This window comes from Mesorhizobium sp. A556 (genome assembly GCF_054489545.1).
On sequence record NZ_JBTMXA010000001.1, the window covers coordinates 866,040 to 881,190 of the forward strand.

The window sequence follows — 15,151 nt, forward strand, 5'->3', positions numbered from 1 at the left end:
TTGCGAACCCGTCAGACCAGCCGGCTCTGCTCCACGGCGGCGGCGATGAAGCTGGCGAACAGCGGATGGGGTTCGAGCGGGCGGCTCTTCAGTTCGGGATGGTATTGCACGCCGATGAACCACGGATGGTCCCGATACTCCACGGTTTCCGGCAGCACGCCGTCCGGCGACATGCCGGCGAAGACCAACCCGCACTCCTCAAGCTTCTGCTTGTAGTCGATATTGACCTCGTAGCGGTGGCGATGGCGTTCGAAAATGTCGGTGCTGCCGTAAATCTGGGCGATCTTGGAATTTTCGGCCAGCCGCGCCTCGTAGGCGCCGAGACGCATGGTGCCGCCAAGGTCGCCCGCCTCGCGGCGCTTTTCCAGCATATTGCCCTTCAGCCATTCGGTCATCAGGCCGACGACCGGTTCCTTGGTCGGGCCGAATTCGCTGGACGAGGCCTTGTCGATGCCGGCGAGCGAGCGTGCCGCCTCGATGCAGGCCATCTGCATGCCGAAGCAGATGCCAAAATACGGCACTTCTCGCTCACGCGCGAACTTCGCCGCCAAAATCTTGCCTTCCGAGCCGCGCTCGCCAAAACCGCCGGGCACCAGAATGCCGTGCACCTTTTCCAGATAGGGTGCCGGATCTTCCTTCTCGAACACCTCGCTCTCGATCCAGTCGAGCTTGACCTTGACGCGGTTGGCGATGCCGCCATGCGCCAGCGCCTCGATCAGCGATTTGTAGGCATCCTTCAAGCCGGTGTACTTGCCGACGATGGCGATGGACACCTCGCCCTCCGGGTTGTGGATACGGTGCGTTACGCCCTGCCACGGCTCCATGCGCGGCTTGGGTGCCGGCTCGATACCGAACGCCGCCAGCACCTCGGAATCGAGGCCTTCCTTGTGATAGGCCATCGGCACGTCGTAGATGTGGCCGACATCCAGCGCCTGGATGACCGCCGATTCGCGCACATTGCAAAACAGCGAAAGTTTCCGCCTCTCTTCCTTGGGGATGGCACGGTCGGAGCGAACGAGCAGGATGTCGGGCGCGATGCCGATGCCGCGCAGTTCCTTCACCGAATGCTGGGTCGGCTTGGTCTTCAGTTCGCCTGCCGCATGGATATAAGGCATCAGGGTCAGGTGCACATAGACGGCATTGTTGCGCGGCAGGTCGTTGCCAAGCTGCCGGATCGCCTCAAGAAAGGGCATCGCCTCGATGTCGCCGGCGGTGCCGCCGATTTCGCACAGCACGAAGTCGAAATCGTCATTGCCGTCGAGGACGAAGTTCTTGATCTCGTCGGTGACGTGCGGAATGACCTGCACCGTCGCGCCGAGATAGTCGCCGCGCCGCTCCCGCTCGATGATGTTCTTGTAGATGCGCCCGGTGGTGATGTTGTCCTGGCGGTTGGCGGAACGGCCCGTAAAGCGCTCGTAATGGCCAAGGTCGAGATCGGTCTCGGCGCCGTCGTCGGTGACGAAAACCTCGCCATGCTGATAGGGCGACATCGTGCCCGGATCGACGTTGAGATAGGGGTCGAGCTTCTTGAGACGGCAGCGATAGCCGCGCGCCTGCAAAAGCGCCCCAAGGGCCGCTGAAGCTATACCTTTGCCAAGCGAAGAGACCACGCCGCCGGTGATGAAAACATATCGCGCCATGGGAACCATCGCTTAACGCGGCCGAATTGATTCCGCCAGTGAAAAAACCGCCGCGATGGGCTTTTCCCGGAATTGACGCCTCTATGCGCCCAGCAAACCGAAAGGGCCGGCTTGCGCCGACCCTTTTTTGAATTTTATCGGAAGGTCAGAGGATGACGACCTTGGTGCCCATTTTCACGCGCCGGTAGAGGTCCATGACATGATCGTTCATCATGCGGAAGCAGCCATTGGAGGCGCTGGTTCCGATCGTCTGCGGGGCAATAGTGCCGTGAATGCGCAGATGCGTGTCCTTCTTGCCGTCGTAGAGATAGATGGCGCGCGAGCCGAGCGGGTTCGCGCCGCCGCCGGGCATGCCGTCCTTGTACTGGCCATAATGCTTCGGCTCGCGCTGCTGCATCTCCTTGGTGGGGATCCAGCGCGGCCATTCCTGCTTGTCGCCGACAGCAACCGTGCCCTTGAACTGCAAGCCTTCCTTGCCGACCGCGATGGCATAGCGGCGTGCCGTCGAAGACGATTCGACCAGATACAGGCGGCGCGCGCTGGTATCGATGACGATGGTTCCAGCCTCGTAGCCACGGAACTCGACGTCCTGCGGCACGAATTCCGGCTTGACCGTGAAGGGCTTCTTCGCCTGCTTCTGGGCCAGCACGCGGTCAAGCGCGCGCGTTTCGGGCAGCAGCGAGATCGAGGAAGAAGACGCCCCGCCAAACAGGCCCGCGAAGAGGCCGCCGCCATTGCTCTGCGGCTTCTGCTTCTGGCCGGGCTTCGGCTCGCTGCGCAACTCGCCATTGTTGCCGGTCACGGCAATGTTCATCACTTCGGCGGAAAGCGGCTTCTCATCGGCCTGCGCCGGCTCCAGAGGCGCCGTCAGGTTGATGAGCTTCGAAGCCTTCCTGTCGGAGGCTTTCTCCGCAGTCTTGTCGACCGCCGCCACTTCCTTTTTGCCCGTCTTGGCCAGAAACGCCTGCCGCGCGGCGTCTGCCCTGGCCTTGGCGGCCTCGCGCAGCGCCAGCTTGCGCGCCTGCAGCGCCTTGGCCTTGGCCTGTGCCCGGTCGGCCTTGATCTTCGCTTCCAGTTCCTTGATCTGCGCCAGATCGGCGGCGGTTGGATTTTTCTTCTTCTTGAGGATCTTCAGCTGCGCCGAGTCGCTCCTGGCCGCTACCTGGATCACATCCGTTTTTGCAACCGCCTGCGGTGCGGCAATGCTTGCCGGCGCTCCGGCAAAGGCGGCGGAACTCATCGAGAATGCCGCACAAAACCCAACAAGAATGAAGCTGCGAAGCTGCATGGCGAATATCCGATCGTACAAAGCTTGTTGCCCACGGCTGCGCCCGACGTCCCCCAAGGGCGTCGACTGTGCCGCAAATTACCTAAATCAAATAAGCGCGAAGCGCTCAAGCAGGGGATGTGCCGGCAGCGGGTCGAATCTTCGTGATCGCGCGGCATTTGCCGCGACTGTGTTCAAACAACAACAGGTCGCGGCAGGATCGAGTTGGCGGAAAGAGCCTGATTCTAGTTTGGAACCTGCGGCGCTGCGGGCTCCGTCGTGCCGTTTGATGCCGGAGCGGGCGTTGCCGGAGCGGACGTGGCAGGCGCCGGCTGCGTCGCGGGTGCAGCGGCCTCGTTATCCGAAGGAGGCGTCGGCGCAGTATCCGCGGGCTTCGCCGGCGTCGTGGCTCCGGGCAGCTGGTCGAGCACGCCGTTGCCGTTCTGCTGGGTTATTGGTGCCGGAACGCGATCCAGTATGTCGGTCGCCTTTTCGCCGTAGCGGGCGAGAAGGGTCAGCGAAAGCGACGTCACGAAAAAGATGGTACCCAGGATCGCCGTCGCCCGTGTCAGCGTATTGGCCGCACCACGCGCCGTCATGAAACCGGAACCGCCGCCGATGTCGAGGCCGCCGCCTTCAGACTTCTGAAGCAGCACCACGCCCACAAGCGCGATCACGACTATGAGGTGGATGACGATCAGTATGGTTTCCATGGACGATCCTGGCAATGCCTAGTGCGGCCACTGGCGCGACCGTTGATTTGGCGGGTCATTACATTGCTTTGATGGCATTTCCAAGCCCGCCGCCCGAATATGGGAGGCGCAAGGGCGTTTGCAACGTCGTTATGCGCCTCAGACGCGCCTGTAGGCTTCGGCAATGCCGAGAAAATCGGCGGCCTTCAGGCTGGCGCCGCCGACGAGCGCGCCATCTACATTATGGACACCGAGCAATTCGGATGCGTTGGACGGTTTTACCGAGCCGCCATAAAGAATGCGCATCTTGCCGGCGCCCGATCCAAGCTTTTCCGCCAGCTTCGCCCGAATGTGGGCATGCGCCTCGGCCACGTCGGCAACGGTCGGGGTCAGGCCCGTCCCGATCGCCCAGACGGGCTCATAGGCGATGATTGTGTTTGCGGGCGTGGCGGTCGTCGGAACCGACCCGGCCACCTGGCGCGCCAGCACGTCGAGCGCTTGTCCCTGCTGGCGCTGCTCGTTCGTCTCGCCGATACAGATGATGGCGACCAGCCCGGCGCGCCATGCGGCGGCGGCCTTGGCGCAGACGGTCGCGTCATCCTCGCCGAACATGGCGCGGCGCTCCGAATGGCCGACGATGACATGGCTTGCGCCTGCGTCCTTCAGCATCTCGGCCGAAATGCATCCGGTGAAAGCTCCGTGCTCTTCCGTATGGCAATCTTCGCCGCCGGCCTTTACCGGGCTGCGCGACAGGATCTCGGCGGCGTGCGCCAGCAGGGTTGCCGGAACACACACGAGTGCTTCCACCTCGGCGTCAAGCCCGCCAAGGAAGCCGTTGCCGATCATTCTCAGCTCGTTCACCGATGCGCTGGTGCCATTCATCTTCCAGTTGCCGGCGACGAGCGGGCGGATTCCAGGGGTCATGGGACTTCGTTCTCCAGACTGCTTGCTTCCCCCTTGCCTATCAAAATCAGGTCACAAAGCAATCGACAGCTAGGCCTAAGGACGCTATTGCCCTTGTTTCAGACGTGGCGCACGCCAAAATGCGCCTCCGCAACAATCGGAAGTGACGATGCTTGGTACGCTAAGAGACGCTGCAGGTTCATGGGTCGCGAAGGGCCTGCTCTCGATATTGGTGCTCAGCTTTGCCGTATGGGGCATATCCGGCCGCATGGCCGGGGGGCTTGCCGGCCACGAATCGGTGATTACCGTCGGCGGCACGTCGGTTTCAGTCAATGAATACCGGCTGGCCTATGACGGCCAGGTCAACGCCATGTCTCAGCAGTTCGGCCAGCGCATCAGCCGCGAACAGGCAACCGCGCTCGGCATCGACAGCCAGGTGCTGGGGCAGCTCGTCTCCGGCGCGCTGCTCGATGAAGAGGCGCGCAAGATCGGCCTCGGCCTTTCCAAGGACCGCCTGGCGGAACTGACGCGCGAAGACCCCGCCTTCAAGGGCCCGGGCGGACAGTTCGACCGCCGCACCTTCGACTACATGCTCAATCAGGCCGGCATGCGCCCGGAAGACTATCTGGTAAACCGCGCCAAGGTGGCGGTGCGCCAGCAGATCGTCCAGGCTGTGTCGGATGGGATGAAAGCGCCGGACACCTTCCTTCACGCCGTAGCGCTTTATCGCGGCGAGGACCGGACCGTGGACTATATCACGCTGCCGAAATCGCTGGTCGAACCGCTGGCCGCGCCCTCCGATAGCGCGCTCTCGTCCTATTTCGACGAAAACAAGAAGACCTATGCCGCGCCCGAATACCGGAAATTCTCCTATGTGAAGCTCGAGCCGGAAGACATCATGGATCTGAGCGGCGTGAGCGACGCGCAGGTCCACGAAGATTATGAGAAGAACAAGGCGCGTTACACGACCCCGGAAATGCGCACGGTCGAGCAACTGGTGTTCAAGTCCACCGACGCCGCCAGTGCCGCGCTTGATTCGCTCAAGGCCGGGGGCACTTTCGACAAACTCATCACGGCCGAGGGCAAGACGCCGGCCGACACGCTGCTCGGCACCTTGTCCAAGGACAAGATCGCCGACACGGCGGTGGCGGATGCGGCCTTTTCGCTGAACGTCAACGAGGTCAGCGCGGTCGTGCAGGGAAGTTTTGGACCGGTCCTGCTTCGCGTAACCGAGATCAAGCCCGAAATCGTCAAGTCGCAAGCCGACGTCTCCGACGAAATCCGCAAGGATCTGGCGCTGGCCGAGGCCAACCGAATCCTGCTCGACGCCCATGATTCCTATGAGGATTCCCGTGCCGCCGGCGACTCGATGGCGGAAGCCGCCTCGAAGCTGAAGCTGAAAGTCGCCACCGTCGATGCGATAGACCGCACCGGGCAGACGCCCGACGCAACCGTCGTCAAGGGATTGCCGGCATCGGCTGACCTGATCAAGGCAGTGTTCGATGCGGAAGTGGGCGCGGAAAACCAGGCGCTGGCCACGGATGCGCAAGGCTATGTGTTCTATGAGGTGAACGAGACTACGCCGGCGCGCGACCGTACGCTGGACGAAGTTCGCGAGAAAGTCGTCGCCAACTGGACGCAGGCCGAAACGACCAGGTTGCTTGTCGAAAAAGCTCAGAACGTGGAAAAGCGCCTGAAGACCGGCGAGACGCTGGATGCGATCGCCAGTGAGTTGAAGCTCGAAAAACAGACCAAGCGCGGCGTCAAGCGCGACACCGACGACGCCGATTTCGGCAAGGCGGGCGCGGCCGCCACTTTCGGCGTTGGCGAAGGCGGCATCGGCCTTATTCCGGCGCCGACCGGGGACGGCCAGATCGTGTTCAAGGTCGAACAGGTAATCGAGCCGGCCGCCGCCGACGCCAGTTCCGTACCGGAGGATATGCAAAAGTCCTTCGCTTCCGGCATATCGGACGATCTGCTCGACCAGCTGGTTGCCCAGTTGCAGACGCAGTATCCCGTCCAGATCGACCAGACCGCAATCAGCCAAGCACTGGCAAGATGAACACGCTGAAAGCCCATATCGCCAAGGTTGGCGGCGGTAGCGCCCTCTCCTTCGAGGAAGCGCGCGAAGCCTTTGACATCATCATGTCGGGCGATGCCACGCCCGGCCAGATCGGCGGCTTCCTGATGGCGCTGCGCGTTCGTGGCGAAACGGTGGAAGAGATTTCCGGCGCGGTCGCCACCATGCGCGAAAAGATGCTGCGCGTGGAAGCGCCCGCCGATGCGATCGACATCGTCGGCACCGGTGGCGACGGTTCCCACAGCTTCAATATTTCGACGGGAGCCGCCTTCGTCATCGCCGGCAGCGGCGCGCCGGTGGCCAAGCACGGCAATCGCGGCAGTTCCTCCCTGACCGGCACGGCGGACGTGCTGACCTCGCTCGGCGTCAAGATCGACCTGCCGCCGGAAGCCATCAGCCGCTGCATAAAGCAGGCCGGCATCGGCTTCATGTTCGCGCCGGCGCATCACCCGGCCATGAAGCATGTCGGGCCTACCCGCGTCGAACTTGGCACGCGCACCATCTTCAATCTTCTGGGGCCGCTCTCCAACCCGGCCGGCGTCAGCCGCCAGCTGGTCGGCGTGTTTTCGCCCGAATGGGTCATTCCCGTTGCAGAAACGCTGAAGACGCTGGGCGCGGAGCATGTCTGGGTCGTCCATGGCGACGGCTATGACGAGATCACCACGACCGGCGAAACACAGGTGGCGGAACTCGTCAGCGGAGAAATCCGCAATTTCACGCTGACCCCGGAAGCCGTCGGCCTGAAACGCTGGAACAAGCAGGATTTGCGCGGCGGCGATTCCACCACCAACGCGCAAGCGCTTCGGGCCATGCTTGGCGGCGCGCCCGGCGCGTTCCGCGACACCGTGCTGATGAATGCGGGCGCCGGCCTTGTCGTTGCCGGCAGGGCAACGACGCTTGCCGACGGCATGCAGACCGCCGCCCAGACGATCGACAGCGGTCGCGCGCTTGCCATGCTCGACGCGCTTGTGAAAGTATCGAACGAATAGAGCCATGGCCGATATCCTGCGCAAGATCGAAGCCTACAAGCGCGACGAGATCGCCGCCGCCAAGGCCCGCACGCCGCTGGCCGAGATTAAGGCGCGCGCCGCCGATGCTGACGCGCCGCGCGGCTTTCTGGCGGCACTGGAAGCCAAGCGGAGCGCCAAAGAATTCGGCCTGATTGCCGAGATCAAGAAGGCAAGCCCCTCAAAAGGTCTGATCCGGGCCGATTTCGACCCGCCGGTGCTGGCGAAAGCCTACGAGACGGGCGGCGCTGCCTGCCTTTCCGTGCTGACTGATGGGCCGTCCTTCCAGGGTGCGCCGGAATTTCTGACCGGTGCGCGGGCGGCAGTCGCCCTGCCCGCTTTGCGCAAGGACTTCCTGTTCGATCCCTATCAAGTTTATGAGGCGCGCGCCTGGGGCGCGGATGCCATCCTCATCATCATGGCCAGCGTCGATGACGCCATGGCGCGAGAACTGGAAGACACCGCCTTCGCGCTGGGCATGGACGCGCTGATCGAGGTGCATGACGAGGCCGAACTGGAACGCGCGCTAAAGTTCGAATCGCGGCTAATCGGCATCAACAACCGCAATCTGCGCACGTTCGAAACCAGCCTGGACGTGTCCGAGCGGCTGGCCTCGATGGTCCCAGAGGGCCGGCTTTTGGTCAGCGAGAGCGGTATTTTTTCGCACGAAGACTGCAAGCGGCTGGAAAAGAGCCATATCGGCACGTTCCTGATCGGCGAAAGCCTGATGCGGCAGGAAGATGTGGCGCAGGCGACACGGCTGCTGCTGACCGGGGCGGCCACCGCTGCGGAACATGTCTAGCCGCCTCACCCATCTCGGCGCGCAGGGCGAGGCGCATATGGTCGATGTCGGCGACAAGGCCGAGACTACCCGCACGGCGGTCGCCGAAGGGTTCGTGACCATGCTGCCCGAAACGCTGGCGATGATCCTCGCCGGCAACGCCAAGAAGGGCGACGTGCTCGGCACCGCGCGCATTGCCGGCATCATGGCTGCCAAGAAGACGCACGAACTCATCCCGCTCTGCCATCCGCTGCTTTTGACCAAGGTGTCGGTCGACATCGAACCCGACCATGCCTTGCCCGGCCTTAAAATTACCGCGTTGGCCCGCGTCACCGGCAAGACCGGCGTCGAGATGGAGGCGCTGACCGCCGCTTCCGTCGCCTGCCTGACCATCTACGACATGGCCAAGGCGGTTGACCGCGCCATGGTGATTTCCGGCATCCGGCTGGTAGAAAAGACCGGTGGCAAGTCCGGCGCCTACCAGGCGGAAGCGTAATGGCGCTGGTTCCGGTCGCCGAGGCGCTCGAACGCCTGCTGGACGGCACGGAACCGCTCACCAGTGAAAGCGTGCCCCTGTTCGAGGCGATGGACCGCGTGCTGGCGGAACCGATCGTGGCGCTGCGCACCCAGCCGCCCTTCGACGCGTCGGCCATGGACGGCTATGCGGTGCGTTTCGCCGATATCGCTACGCTGCCCGCACGGCTCTCGGTGGTCGGTACGGCACCGGCCGGTCGCAGTTTTGCAGGCAGCGTTGGCACCGGCCAGGCCGTGCGCATCTTCACCGGCGCGCCGCTACCCGAAGGCGCAGACACCATCGTCATCCAGGAAAACGTCCGCGATCTTGGCAACGCGTCCGTCGAGGTGCTGGAGCCGACGGACAAGGGCCGCAACATCCGCCGCGCCGGCCTCGATTTCGTTACCGGTGACGTTCTTCTGGAGGCCGGCCGCCTGCTCGATCCGGCGGCCCTTTCGCTCGCGGCCTCCGCCAATCATCCAAGCGTGAGCGTGGTGCGGAGGCCGCTGGTCGCCATCATCGCCACCGGCGACGAACTGCGCGCACCGGGCAGCGTGCTCGGCCCCGGCCAGATCATCTCGTCCAACGCCTACGGGGTCGCTGCAACCGCGCATTCGGTCGGCGCGCGCGCTCTCGATCTCGGCATTGCGGCGGACCGCAGGGAGGCCATCGCCGCGCTGGTGCGGCAGGCCGTGGCAGCCGGTGCCGATGTCATCGTCACGCTGGGGGGCGCTTCCGTCGGCGACCACGACCTCGTCCACGAGGTGCTCGCCGACGAAGGCATGGTGCTGGACTTCTGGAAGGTGGCGATGCGCCCCGGCAAGCCGTTGATGTCGGGCCGGCTGAACACTATCCGCTGCATCGGCCTGCCCGGCAACCCGGTCGCCAGCCTGGTTTGCTCGCAGCTTTTCCTCAAGCCGCTGCTTGCGCGCCTTGGCGGCCGCGCCTACCGCCCCGACCTGCGCGACGCGCTTCTCGGCGCACCCATGCCGGCCAACGATCTGCGCCAGGACTATGTTCGCGCGGCGGTGCGCGACGGTACAGGCGCGCTGGTGGCGACGCCGTTCGGTGTTCAGGATTCGTCGATGCTGCGAAGAATGACTGAAGCGGGCGGCCTGATCGTGCGCGAACCCTTTGCGCCTGCCGCGCAGGCCGGCGACGCCTGCCGCGTGCTGATGTTACGCTGAACAAATCGTCAACACATTCATTAAACTTTAAATGGTTGCGGAACACAACTGGAACAGATACTGTTTGTTCTGGTTTTGTTTTTCCGATTCCATATCGGACCGCCGGGGGCCGCCATGCTGACGCGCAAGCAACACGAACTGCTTCTCTTCATCAACGAAAGGCTGAAGGAGAGCGGCGTTCCGCCCTCCTTCGACGAGATGAAGGATGCGCTCGATCTTGCCTCGAAGTCGGGGATTCATCGCCTGATTACCGCACTGGAGGAACGCGGCTTCATCCGCCGGCTTCCCAACCGCGCACGTGCTCTCGAAGTCTTGCGCATGCCGGAATCGCTGACGCCCAGTTTCAACGGGGCGCGCAAATTTTCGCCCAGCGTCATTCAGGGTGGCCAGGGTCAGAATGGTTCGGGCCAGGGCAATTCGGGCGGGCAAGGCAAGAACTCTCGGCTGCAGAGCGCGGGCAATGACGACGATGTCGCCGCCAATGTCTCGATCCCGGTCATGGGACGCATCGCCGCCGGCGTGCCGATCGACGCCATCCAGCACAAGACGCATTCGATCTCGGTTCCGCCGGACATGATCATGGGCGGTGAGCACTACGCGCTGGAGGTGAAGGGCGATTCGATGATCGAGGCCGGCATCTTCGACGGCGATACGGTCATCATCCGCAATGCCAACACCGCCAATCCCGGCGAAATTATCGTCGCCCTCGTCGATGAGGAAGAAGCCACGCTGAAGCGGTTTCGCCGCAAGGGCGCGTCCATCGCGCTTGAAGCCGCCAATCCCGCCTACGAAACGCGCATCTTCGGACCTGACAGGGTCAAGGTGCAGGGCAAACTGGTCGGGCTGATCCGACGTTACTGAGTCGACGGCCTTCCTGAACTGGCATGGCAAATGCTAGTCGGCCGTCGTGTTCAAAACGCTGGCTTAATCCAGCAAGATCGCTCGACAGCCGCCGCGTTGGGCTCAATCGTCGCCCGCTGTGGTGACACCGGTCGTTTTGGTTCTTGTCCGAACCACCTTTTTATAAGGCGGCAAGCCGCGGGCCTCGCGTGAAAACTTCCGCTGCGTGTGCCAGGGCCGATAGTGTTCTTCGACGGCGAAACGGATTTCCGCCGGTACTGCTGCCGATTGCCGGTTGAAGAATATCTCGACGCTGCCGGAGCGAGCCAGTTGGCGCTTGGTGATCACCGTGACCAGCGGATCGCGGCATGGGTCGGAGGCGGTCGCGTCGTCGATGATGATCACGCTCGCGAAGGCGCAGGCGGGTCTGGCCGCCTTGGCGTCCTGCGCATGGGCAACCAGCGCGCCGGCCTCGTGACGGGCGACACACAGGCCTTGCGCGCACAGGAACGGCGTTCCCGGCGGTAGTTCCATGCTGTCGGCAAGGTCAAACTCGAGGGTTTTGGCCCCTGAGGTTTTAACCTTGACCATCTCCGGCTTAATGACGGTTTCGGCATTGAGCGCGCGGCGCCAATTGTCGATGGTGAACGCGTTGGGTCGAGGTCGGTTGACCGCCAGTTCGCCCCCGCCGATCGACACGGCGACAAGCCGAGCATCCTCCGACACCAGCACGTCCGGCGTCTTCACCATGGGCACCGCCAGCAGACCGGCAATCGCCAGGGGTAGTGCCGCAAGCCGTAGCCAGGTGGTCGCCATCGTGGCAAAGACCAGCGCGCCGGTGATGAACAGCACCGACTGGACGGAAACGAGGCCGACCGCGTCGATGGGCGAGCGCGCCGCGATCCAGTCGGATATGACGATCATCGCGGCCAGCCCCCTGCCCATGACATAGAGGAAGGGGCCATCCGCGCCGAACGGCATGGCCAGCGCGGCAAGCACGGCAAACGGCATGACGATGACCGAGACGATGGGCATCACCGCCAGATTGGCAAACAGGCTGAGCGGCGCGACGCGCTGGAAATGCCACATGGCATAAAGCGTCGTAGCGCCTCCGGCGATGATGGACGTCATCGCGAGACCGCCCATTCCCGCCAGGAATTTGCGTGACAGAAGGCCTGCGACAGAGCGGCGCGCGGGCACCTTGCCGCCTGCCCGCCCCGACCGGTAATCGGACCAGCCGGCATAGGCGCCGACCAGGGCCGCGGTTGCCGCAAACGACATCTGGAAGCTCGGGCCGACGACCTCGTGCGGCGACACCACGATCACCGCAATGGCGGAAATGGCCAGATTGCGCATGGTCAGCGCCGCGCGGTCGAACAGCACGGCCAGCAGCATGACCGCCAGCATGATGAAACTGCGCTCGGCGGCCACCACGACGCCCGAAATGGCAAGATAGGCGGCGATGGAAAAGAGCGCGGCGGCGGCGGCATATTTTTTCACCGGCCGGCGCGAGGAGAAATCGGGAAACAGCGCGAACCCGCCGCGCAGCAGCAGCATGATCGTGCCGGCAACCAGCGCCATGTGCAGGCCAGAAATCGAGATGATGTGGTAAATGCCAGTCTTGCGCATGGCTTCGTTGATGGCGTCCGGGATGCCGGCGCGCACGCCAACGATCAGCGCGGCGGCGATCTCGCCTTCGGGACCGCCGACGCTTTGCCGAATACGGCCGGCAATGGCTTCGCGCGCGTTTTCGATCGCGGACGCCACCCTTGCCGATACCGGCATCGACGCCGAGGCAACCCGCTTCGGATTGCTCAGGAAGAAGCCGCTCGCGCCGATACCGTCGAAATAACTCTGGAAGGAATAGTCGTAGCTGTCGGGCCGCACCGGGCCGGTCGGCGGCAAAAGCCGGACATAACCGTTCAGCACAGACCCTGCGGTAACGCCTTGCGGAATCGTACGCGCGGACAGCCGTACCCGCTCCGGCGCATAACGCAGCGTCGGCCTCGCCGTCGAGAGTACGTCGAGGGTCAGCCTGACACGGCCGGTTTCCATCTGATCGACCGACACGACCCGCCCGGTCAGGCTAGTCGATATTTCCGATCCCATGGTCTGGGTGCCGGCACGCCACGTCTCGATCTTGGCTGCGAGGAAGCCAAGGCTGCATAGCAGGGCGGCGGTCAGGCAGAGATACGGTAACGGACGCGCGCGCGACAGGAACGCCACGCCGGCCAGCGCGCAGACCAGCGCTACCGGTTGCAGAAAGCCGGGCTCGGCATCGAGCGAAAAATAGAGCGCCACGCCGATGGCGAGAAACACCGGCACCAGTAGAAACACGACGCCGCGATCAAGCTCGGTAATGGAAGCAGCCGCTATGCGGCCTGGCAAGGTGGCGACGGCAAAGCGGCAACGCCTTGTTTTGACGTGATCAAGGGTCTCTGGAAAAGGCGGAGCGATATTTCCGCTGGTGTCGCGCGGCAAGGCGAGATTTTGCGGTTCGACAACCGAATAGCGCTCTTTCGGCGGCGCAAGGCCCAGCAACAGCCGTTCGCCGGCGTTTTCACTTGCGCCGGCGCTGTGCGTGCTGCCCCGGCCCAGTCCAGCCATCGGGTCTGCCCCTTGCGCCCTCGACCTCCTATGCTACATGAACGCGCGAGGCGCGAAACCCCGCGCGCAAAAACCATTTCCTTCGAGAATTCGACATGTCCGACAAGATCGTCACCCGTTTCGCTCCTTCGCCAACCGGCTACCTGCACATAGGCGGCGCGCGCACGGCACTGTTCAACTGGCTCTATTCGCAGCATGTCGGCGGCACGATGCTGCTACGCATCGAAGACACCGACCGGGAGCGCTCCACGGAAGCGGCGACCGCCGCCATTCTCGACGGCCTTAGCTGGCTCGGCCTGAAATGGAACGGCGAGCCGGTGTCGCAGTTCGAGCGTGCGCCGCGCCACCGCGAAGTGGCCGAAGAACTCGTGCGGCAGGGCAAGGCCTATTACTGCTACGCAACACCTGCCGAACTCACCGAAATGCGCGAAACCGCGCGCGCCGAGGGGCGGCCGCCGCGCTATGACGGCCGCTGGCGCGACCGCGATCCAGCCGAAGCGCCCGAAGGCGTGCCGGGTGCGATCCGCATCAAGGCGCCGACAGACGGCGAGACGGTGGTGCGCGATCTGGTGCAGGGCGAGGTGCGCTTTCCCAACAAGGATCTCGACGATTTCATCATCCTGCGCTCCGACGGAAACCCGACCTACATGCACGCCGTCGTCGTCGACGATCACGACATGGGCGTCACCCATATTATCCGGGGCGACGACCACCTGACCAATGCCGCGCGCCAGACGGTGATCTACCGCGCCATGGGCTGGGAGGTGCCGGAAATGGCGCATATTCCGCTGATCCACGGGGCGGACGGCGCCAAGCTTTCGAAGCGCCACGGGGCGCTCGGCGTCGAGGCTTACCGCGCCATGGGCTATTTGGCGGAAGCGCTACTTAACTACCTGGCGCGTCTTGGCTGGAGCCATGGCGACGACGAGGTCATGTCGGTGACCGACATGGTCAAATGGTTCGACATAACCGACGTCAACAAGGGTGCGGCCCGCTTCGATTTCGCCAAGCTGGAAGCGATCAACGGCGTGCATATGCGCCGCATGGACGATGTGGCCCTGCTCGACATTTTTGTCGCCACCTTGCCCTATCTCGAAGGCGGCCTGGCCGTTGCCGCGCGCCTCGACGCCGGCCGCAAGGCGCAGTTGCTTGCAGCGCTCCCCGGCCTCAAGGAGCGCGCCAAGACGCTGGTGGAACTGCTGGATGGCGCGGCCTTCTTGTTTGCGGAGCGGCCGCTGCCGCTGGACGAGAAAGCAGCCACCGTGCTCACCGCAGAGGCCAAGGGCATTTTGCGCGGCGCACTGGCCGCGCTGCAAGGCGTGTCCGGCGAGTGGTCGGCGGCCAATGCCGAAGCCGCGATTCGCACGTTCGCGACTGCTGAAGGACACAAGCTCGGGGCCGTGGCGCAACCTTTGCGGGCGGCCCTTACCGGCAAAAGCACCTCGCCCGGGGTTTTCGATGTCCTTGCGGTGCTCGGCCGCGAAGAAAGTCTGTCACGTGTTGGAGATCAAATCGATTAGGGCAGCTATGCTGTCATAGTTTTGGATTGAAACAGGTCTATTGCGGTGCAACATTAACTACTGTTTTTATCCATGCCGGAAGCCGCACCGGCCACCCGTTGCAGGTCAATTGA

At 63.7% G+C, this 15,151-nt stretch carries 12 protein-coding genes; 7 read left to right on the plus strand and 5 right to left on the minus strand.

The window, feature by feature from the left end; translation table 11 throughout:
- Window positions 1–11 precede the first annotated feature (11 nt).
- The 4 genes from ACX3P0_RS04360 to tpiA all read right to left on the minus strand — a co-directional run bounded on the left by ACX3P0_RS04360 (window position 12) and on the right by tpiA (window position 4,523).
- Entirely contained in the window at window positions 12–1,649 is a 1,638-nt protein-coding gene (locus ACX3P0_RS04360) for a CTP synthase (RefSeq protein ID WP_459086780.1), read from the minus strand.
- Window positions 1,650–1,785: 136 nt separating this feature from the next.
- Window positions 1,786–2,928 carry a L,D-transpeptidase gene (locus ACX3P0_RS04365; protein ID WP_459086782.1) on the minus strand — a complete coding sequence of 381 codons (1,143 nt, stop codon included), beginning with the start codon at window positions 2,926–2,928 and terminating at the stop codon, window positions 1,786–1,788.
- Between the two features lie 224 nt (window positions 2,929–3,152).
- Window positions 3,153–3,620: a preprotein translocase subunit SecG gene (gene secG, locus ACX3P0_RS04370; protein WP_459086784.1), complete on the minus strand. Its 468-nt coding sequence runs from the start codon at window positions 3,618–3,620 to the stop codon at window positions 3,153–3,155.
- A 138-nt stretch (window positions 3,621–3,758) separates the two neighbouring features.
- Window positions 3,759–4,523, minus strand: a complete 765-nt coding sequence (tpiA, locus tag ACX3P0_RS04375; protein ID WP_459078694.1) for a triose-phosphate isomerase — start codon at window positions 4,521–4,523, stop codon at window positions 3,759–3,761.
- Window positions 4,524–4,671: 148 nt separating this feature from the next.
- Between tpiA and ACX3P0_RS04380 the strand changes: the two genes are divergently transcribed.
- From ACX3P0_RS04380 to lexA, 6 genes are all read left to right on the plus strand, one after another.
- Window positions 4,672–6,564: a SurA N-terminal domain-containing protein gene (locus tag ACX3P0_RS04380; protein WP_459086786.1), complete on the plus strand. Its 1,893-nt coding sequence runs from the start codon at window positions 4,672–4,674 to the stop codon at window positions 6,562–6,564.
- Entirely contained in the window at window positions 6,561–7,571 is a 1,011-nt protein-coding gene (gene trpD / locus ACX3P0_RS04385) for an anthranilate phosphoribosyltransferase (RefSeq protein WP_459086788.1), read from the plus strand. Before ACX3P0_RS04380 ends, trpD begins: the two co-directional genes overlap by 4 nt.
- Before the next feature lie 4 nt (window positions 7,572–7,575).
- On the plus strand, window positions 7,576–8,391 hold the full coding sequence (gene trpC / locus ACX3P0_RS04390; protein ID WP_459086790.1) for an indole-3-glycerol phosphate synthase TrpC: 816 nt from the start codon (window positions 7,576–7,578) through the stop codon (window positions 8,389–8,391).
- Window positions 8,384–8,866 carry a cyclic pyranopterin monophosphate synthase MoaC gene (gene moaC, locus ACX3P0_RS04395; protein WP_459086792.1) on the plus strand — a complete coding sequence of 161 codons (483 nt, stop codon included), beginning with the start codon at window positions 8,384–8,386 and terminating at the stop codon, window positions 8,864–8,866. The genes trpC and moaC overlap by 8 nt, the downstream gene beginning before the upstream one ends.
- A complete protein-coding gene (locus ACX3P0_RS04400; RefSeq protein WP_459086794.1) occupies window positions 8,866–10,071 on the plus strand; it encodes a molybdopterin molybdotransferase MoeA in 1,206 nt (401 codons plus the stop codon). The genes moaC and ACX3P0_RS04400 overlap by 1 nt, the downstream gene beginning before the upstream one ends.
- Window positions 10,072–10,185: 114 nt before the next feature.
- The gene (lexA, locus tag ACX3P0_RS04405; RefSeq protein ID WP_459078688.1) at window positions 10,186–10,932 is read left to right on the plus strand and encodes a transcriptional repressor LexA; all 747 of its coding nucleotides are present in this window, start codon (window positions 10,186–10,188) and stop codon (window positions 10,930–10,932) included.
- Window positions 10,933–11,034: 102 nt separating this feature from the next.
- Here lexA and ACX3P0_RS04410 read toward each other — a convergent pair whose 3' ends face one another.
- A complete protein-coding gene (locus ACX3P0_RS04410) occupies window positions 11,035–13,518 on the minus strand; it encodes a ComEC/Rec2 family competence protein (RefSeq protein ID WP_459086796.1) in 2,484 nt (827 codons plus the stop codon).
- 95 nt (window positions 13,519–13,613) lie between these two features.
- On the opposite strand from ACX3P0_RS04410, the gene gltX reads away from it, so the two are divergent.
- The gene (gene gltX / locus ACX3P0_RS04415; RefSeq protein WP_459086797.1) at window positions 13,614–15,038 is read left to right on the plus strand and encodes a glutamate--tRNA ligase; all 1,425 of its coding nucleotides are present in this window, start codon (window positions 13,614–13,616) and stop codon (window positions 15,036–15,038) included.
- The last annotated feature ends 113 nt before the right edge of the window (window positions 15,039–15,151 follow it).

Excerpts from the sequence above, each read along its gene's own strand:
- ACX3P0_RS04400 (WP_459086794.1), top strand. The coding sequence starts at position 8,866 with ATGGCGCTGGTTCCGGTCGCCGAGGCGCTCGAACGCCTGCTGGACGGC.
- trpD (WP_459086788.1), top strand. The coding sequence starts at position 6,561 with ATGAACACGCTGAAAGCCCATATCGCCAAGGTTGGCGGCGGTAGCGCC.
- ACX3P0_RS04410 (WP_459086796.1), bottom strand. The coding sequence starts at position 13,518 with ATGGCTGGACTGGGCCGGGGCAGCACGCACAGCGCCGGCGCAAGTGAA.
- trpC (WP_459086790.1), top strand. The coding sequence starts at position 7,576 with ATGGCCGATATCCTGCGCAAGATCGAAGCCTACAAGCGCGACGAGATC.
- ACX3P0_RS04380 (WP_459086786.1), top strand. The coding sequence starts at position 4,672 with ATGCTTGGTACGCTAAGAGACGCTGCAGGTTCATGGGTCGCGAAGGGC.
- moaC (WP_459086792.1), top strand. The coding sequence starts at position 8,384 with ATGTCTAGCCGCCTCACCCATCTCGGCGCGCAGGGCGAGGCGCATATG.
- gltX (WP_459086797.1), top strand. The coding sequence starts at position 13,614 with ATGTCCGACAAGATCGTCACCCGTTTCGCTCCTTCGCCAACCGGCTAC.
- secG (WP_459086784.1), bottom strand. The coding sequence starts at position 3,620 with ATGGAAACCATACTGATCGTCATCCACCTCATAGTCGTGATCGCGCTT.
- ACX3P0_RS04360 (WP_459086780.1), bottom strand. The coding sequence starts at position 1,649 with ATGGTTCCCATGGCGCGATATGTTTTCATCACCGGCGGCGTGGTCTCT.
- lexA (WP_459078688.1), top strand. The coding sequence starts at position 10,186 with ATGCTGACGCGCAAGCAACACGAACTGCTTCTCTTCATCAACGAAAGG.
- ACX3P0_RS04365 (WP_459086782.1), bottom strand. The coding sequence starts at position 2,928 with ATGCAGCTTCGCAGCTTCATTCTTGTTGGGTTTTGTGCGGCATTCTCG.
- tpiA (WP_459078694.1), bottom strand. The coding sequence starts at position 4,523 with ATGACCCCTGGAATCCGCCCGCTCGTCGCCGGCAACTGGAAGATGAAT.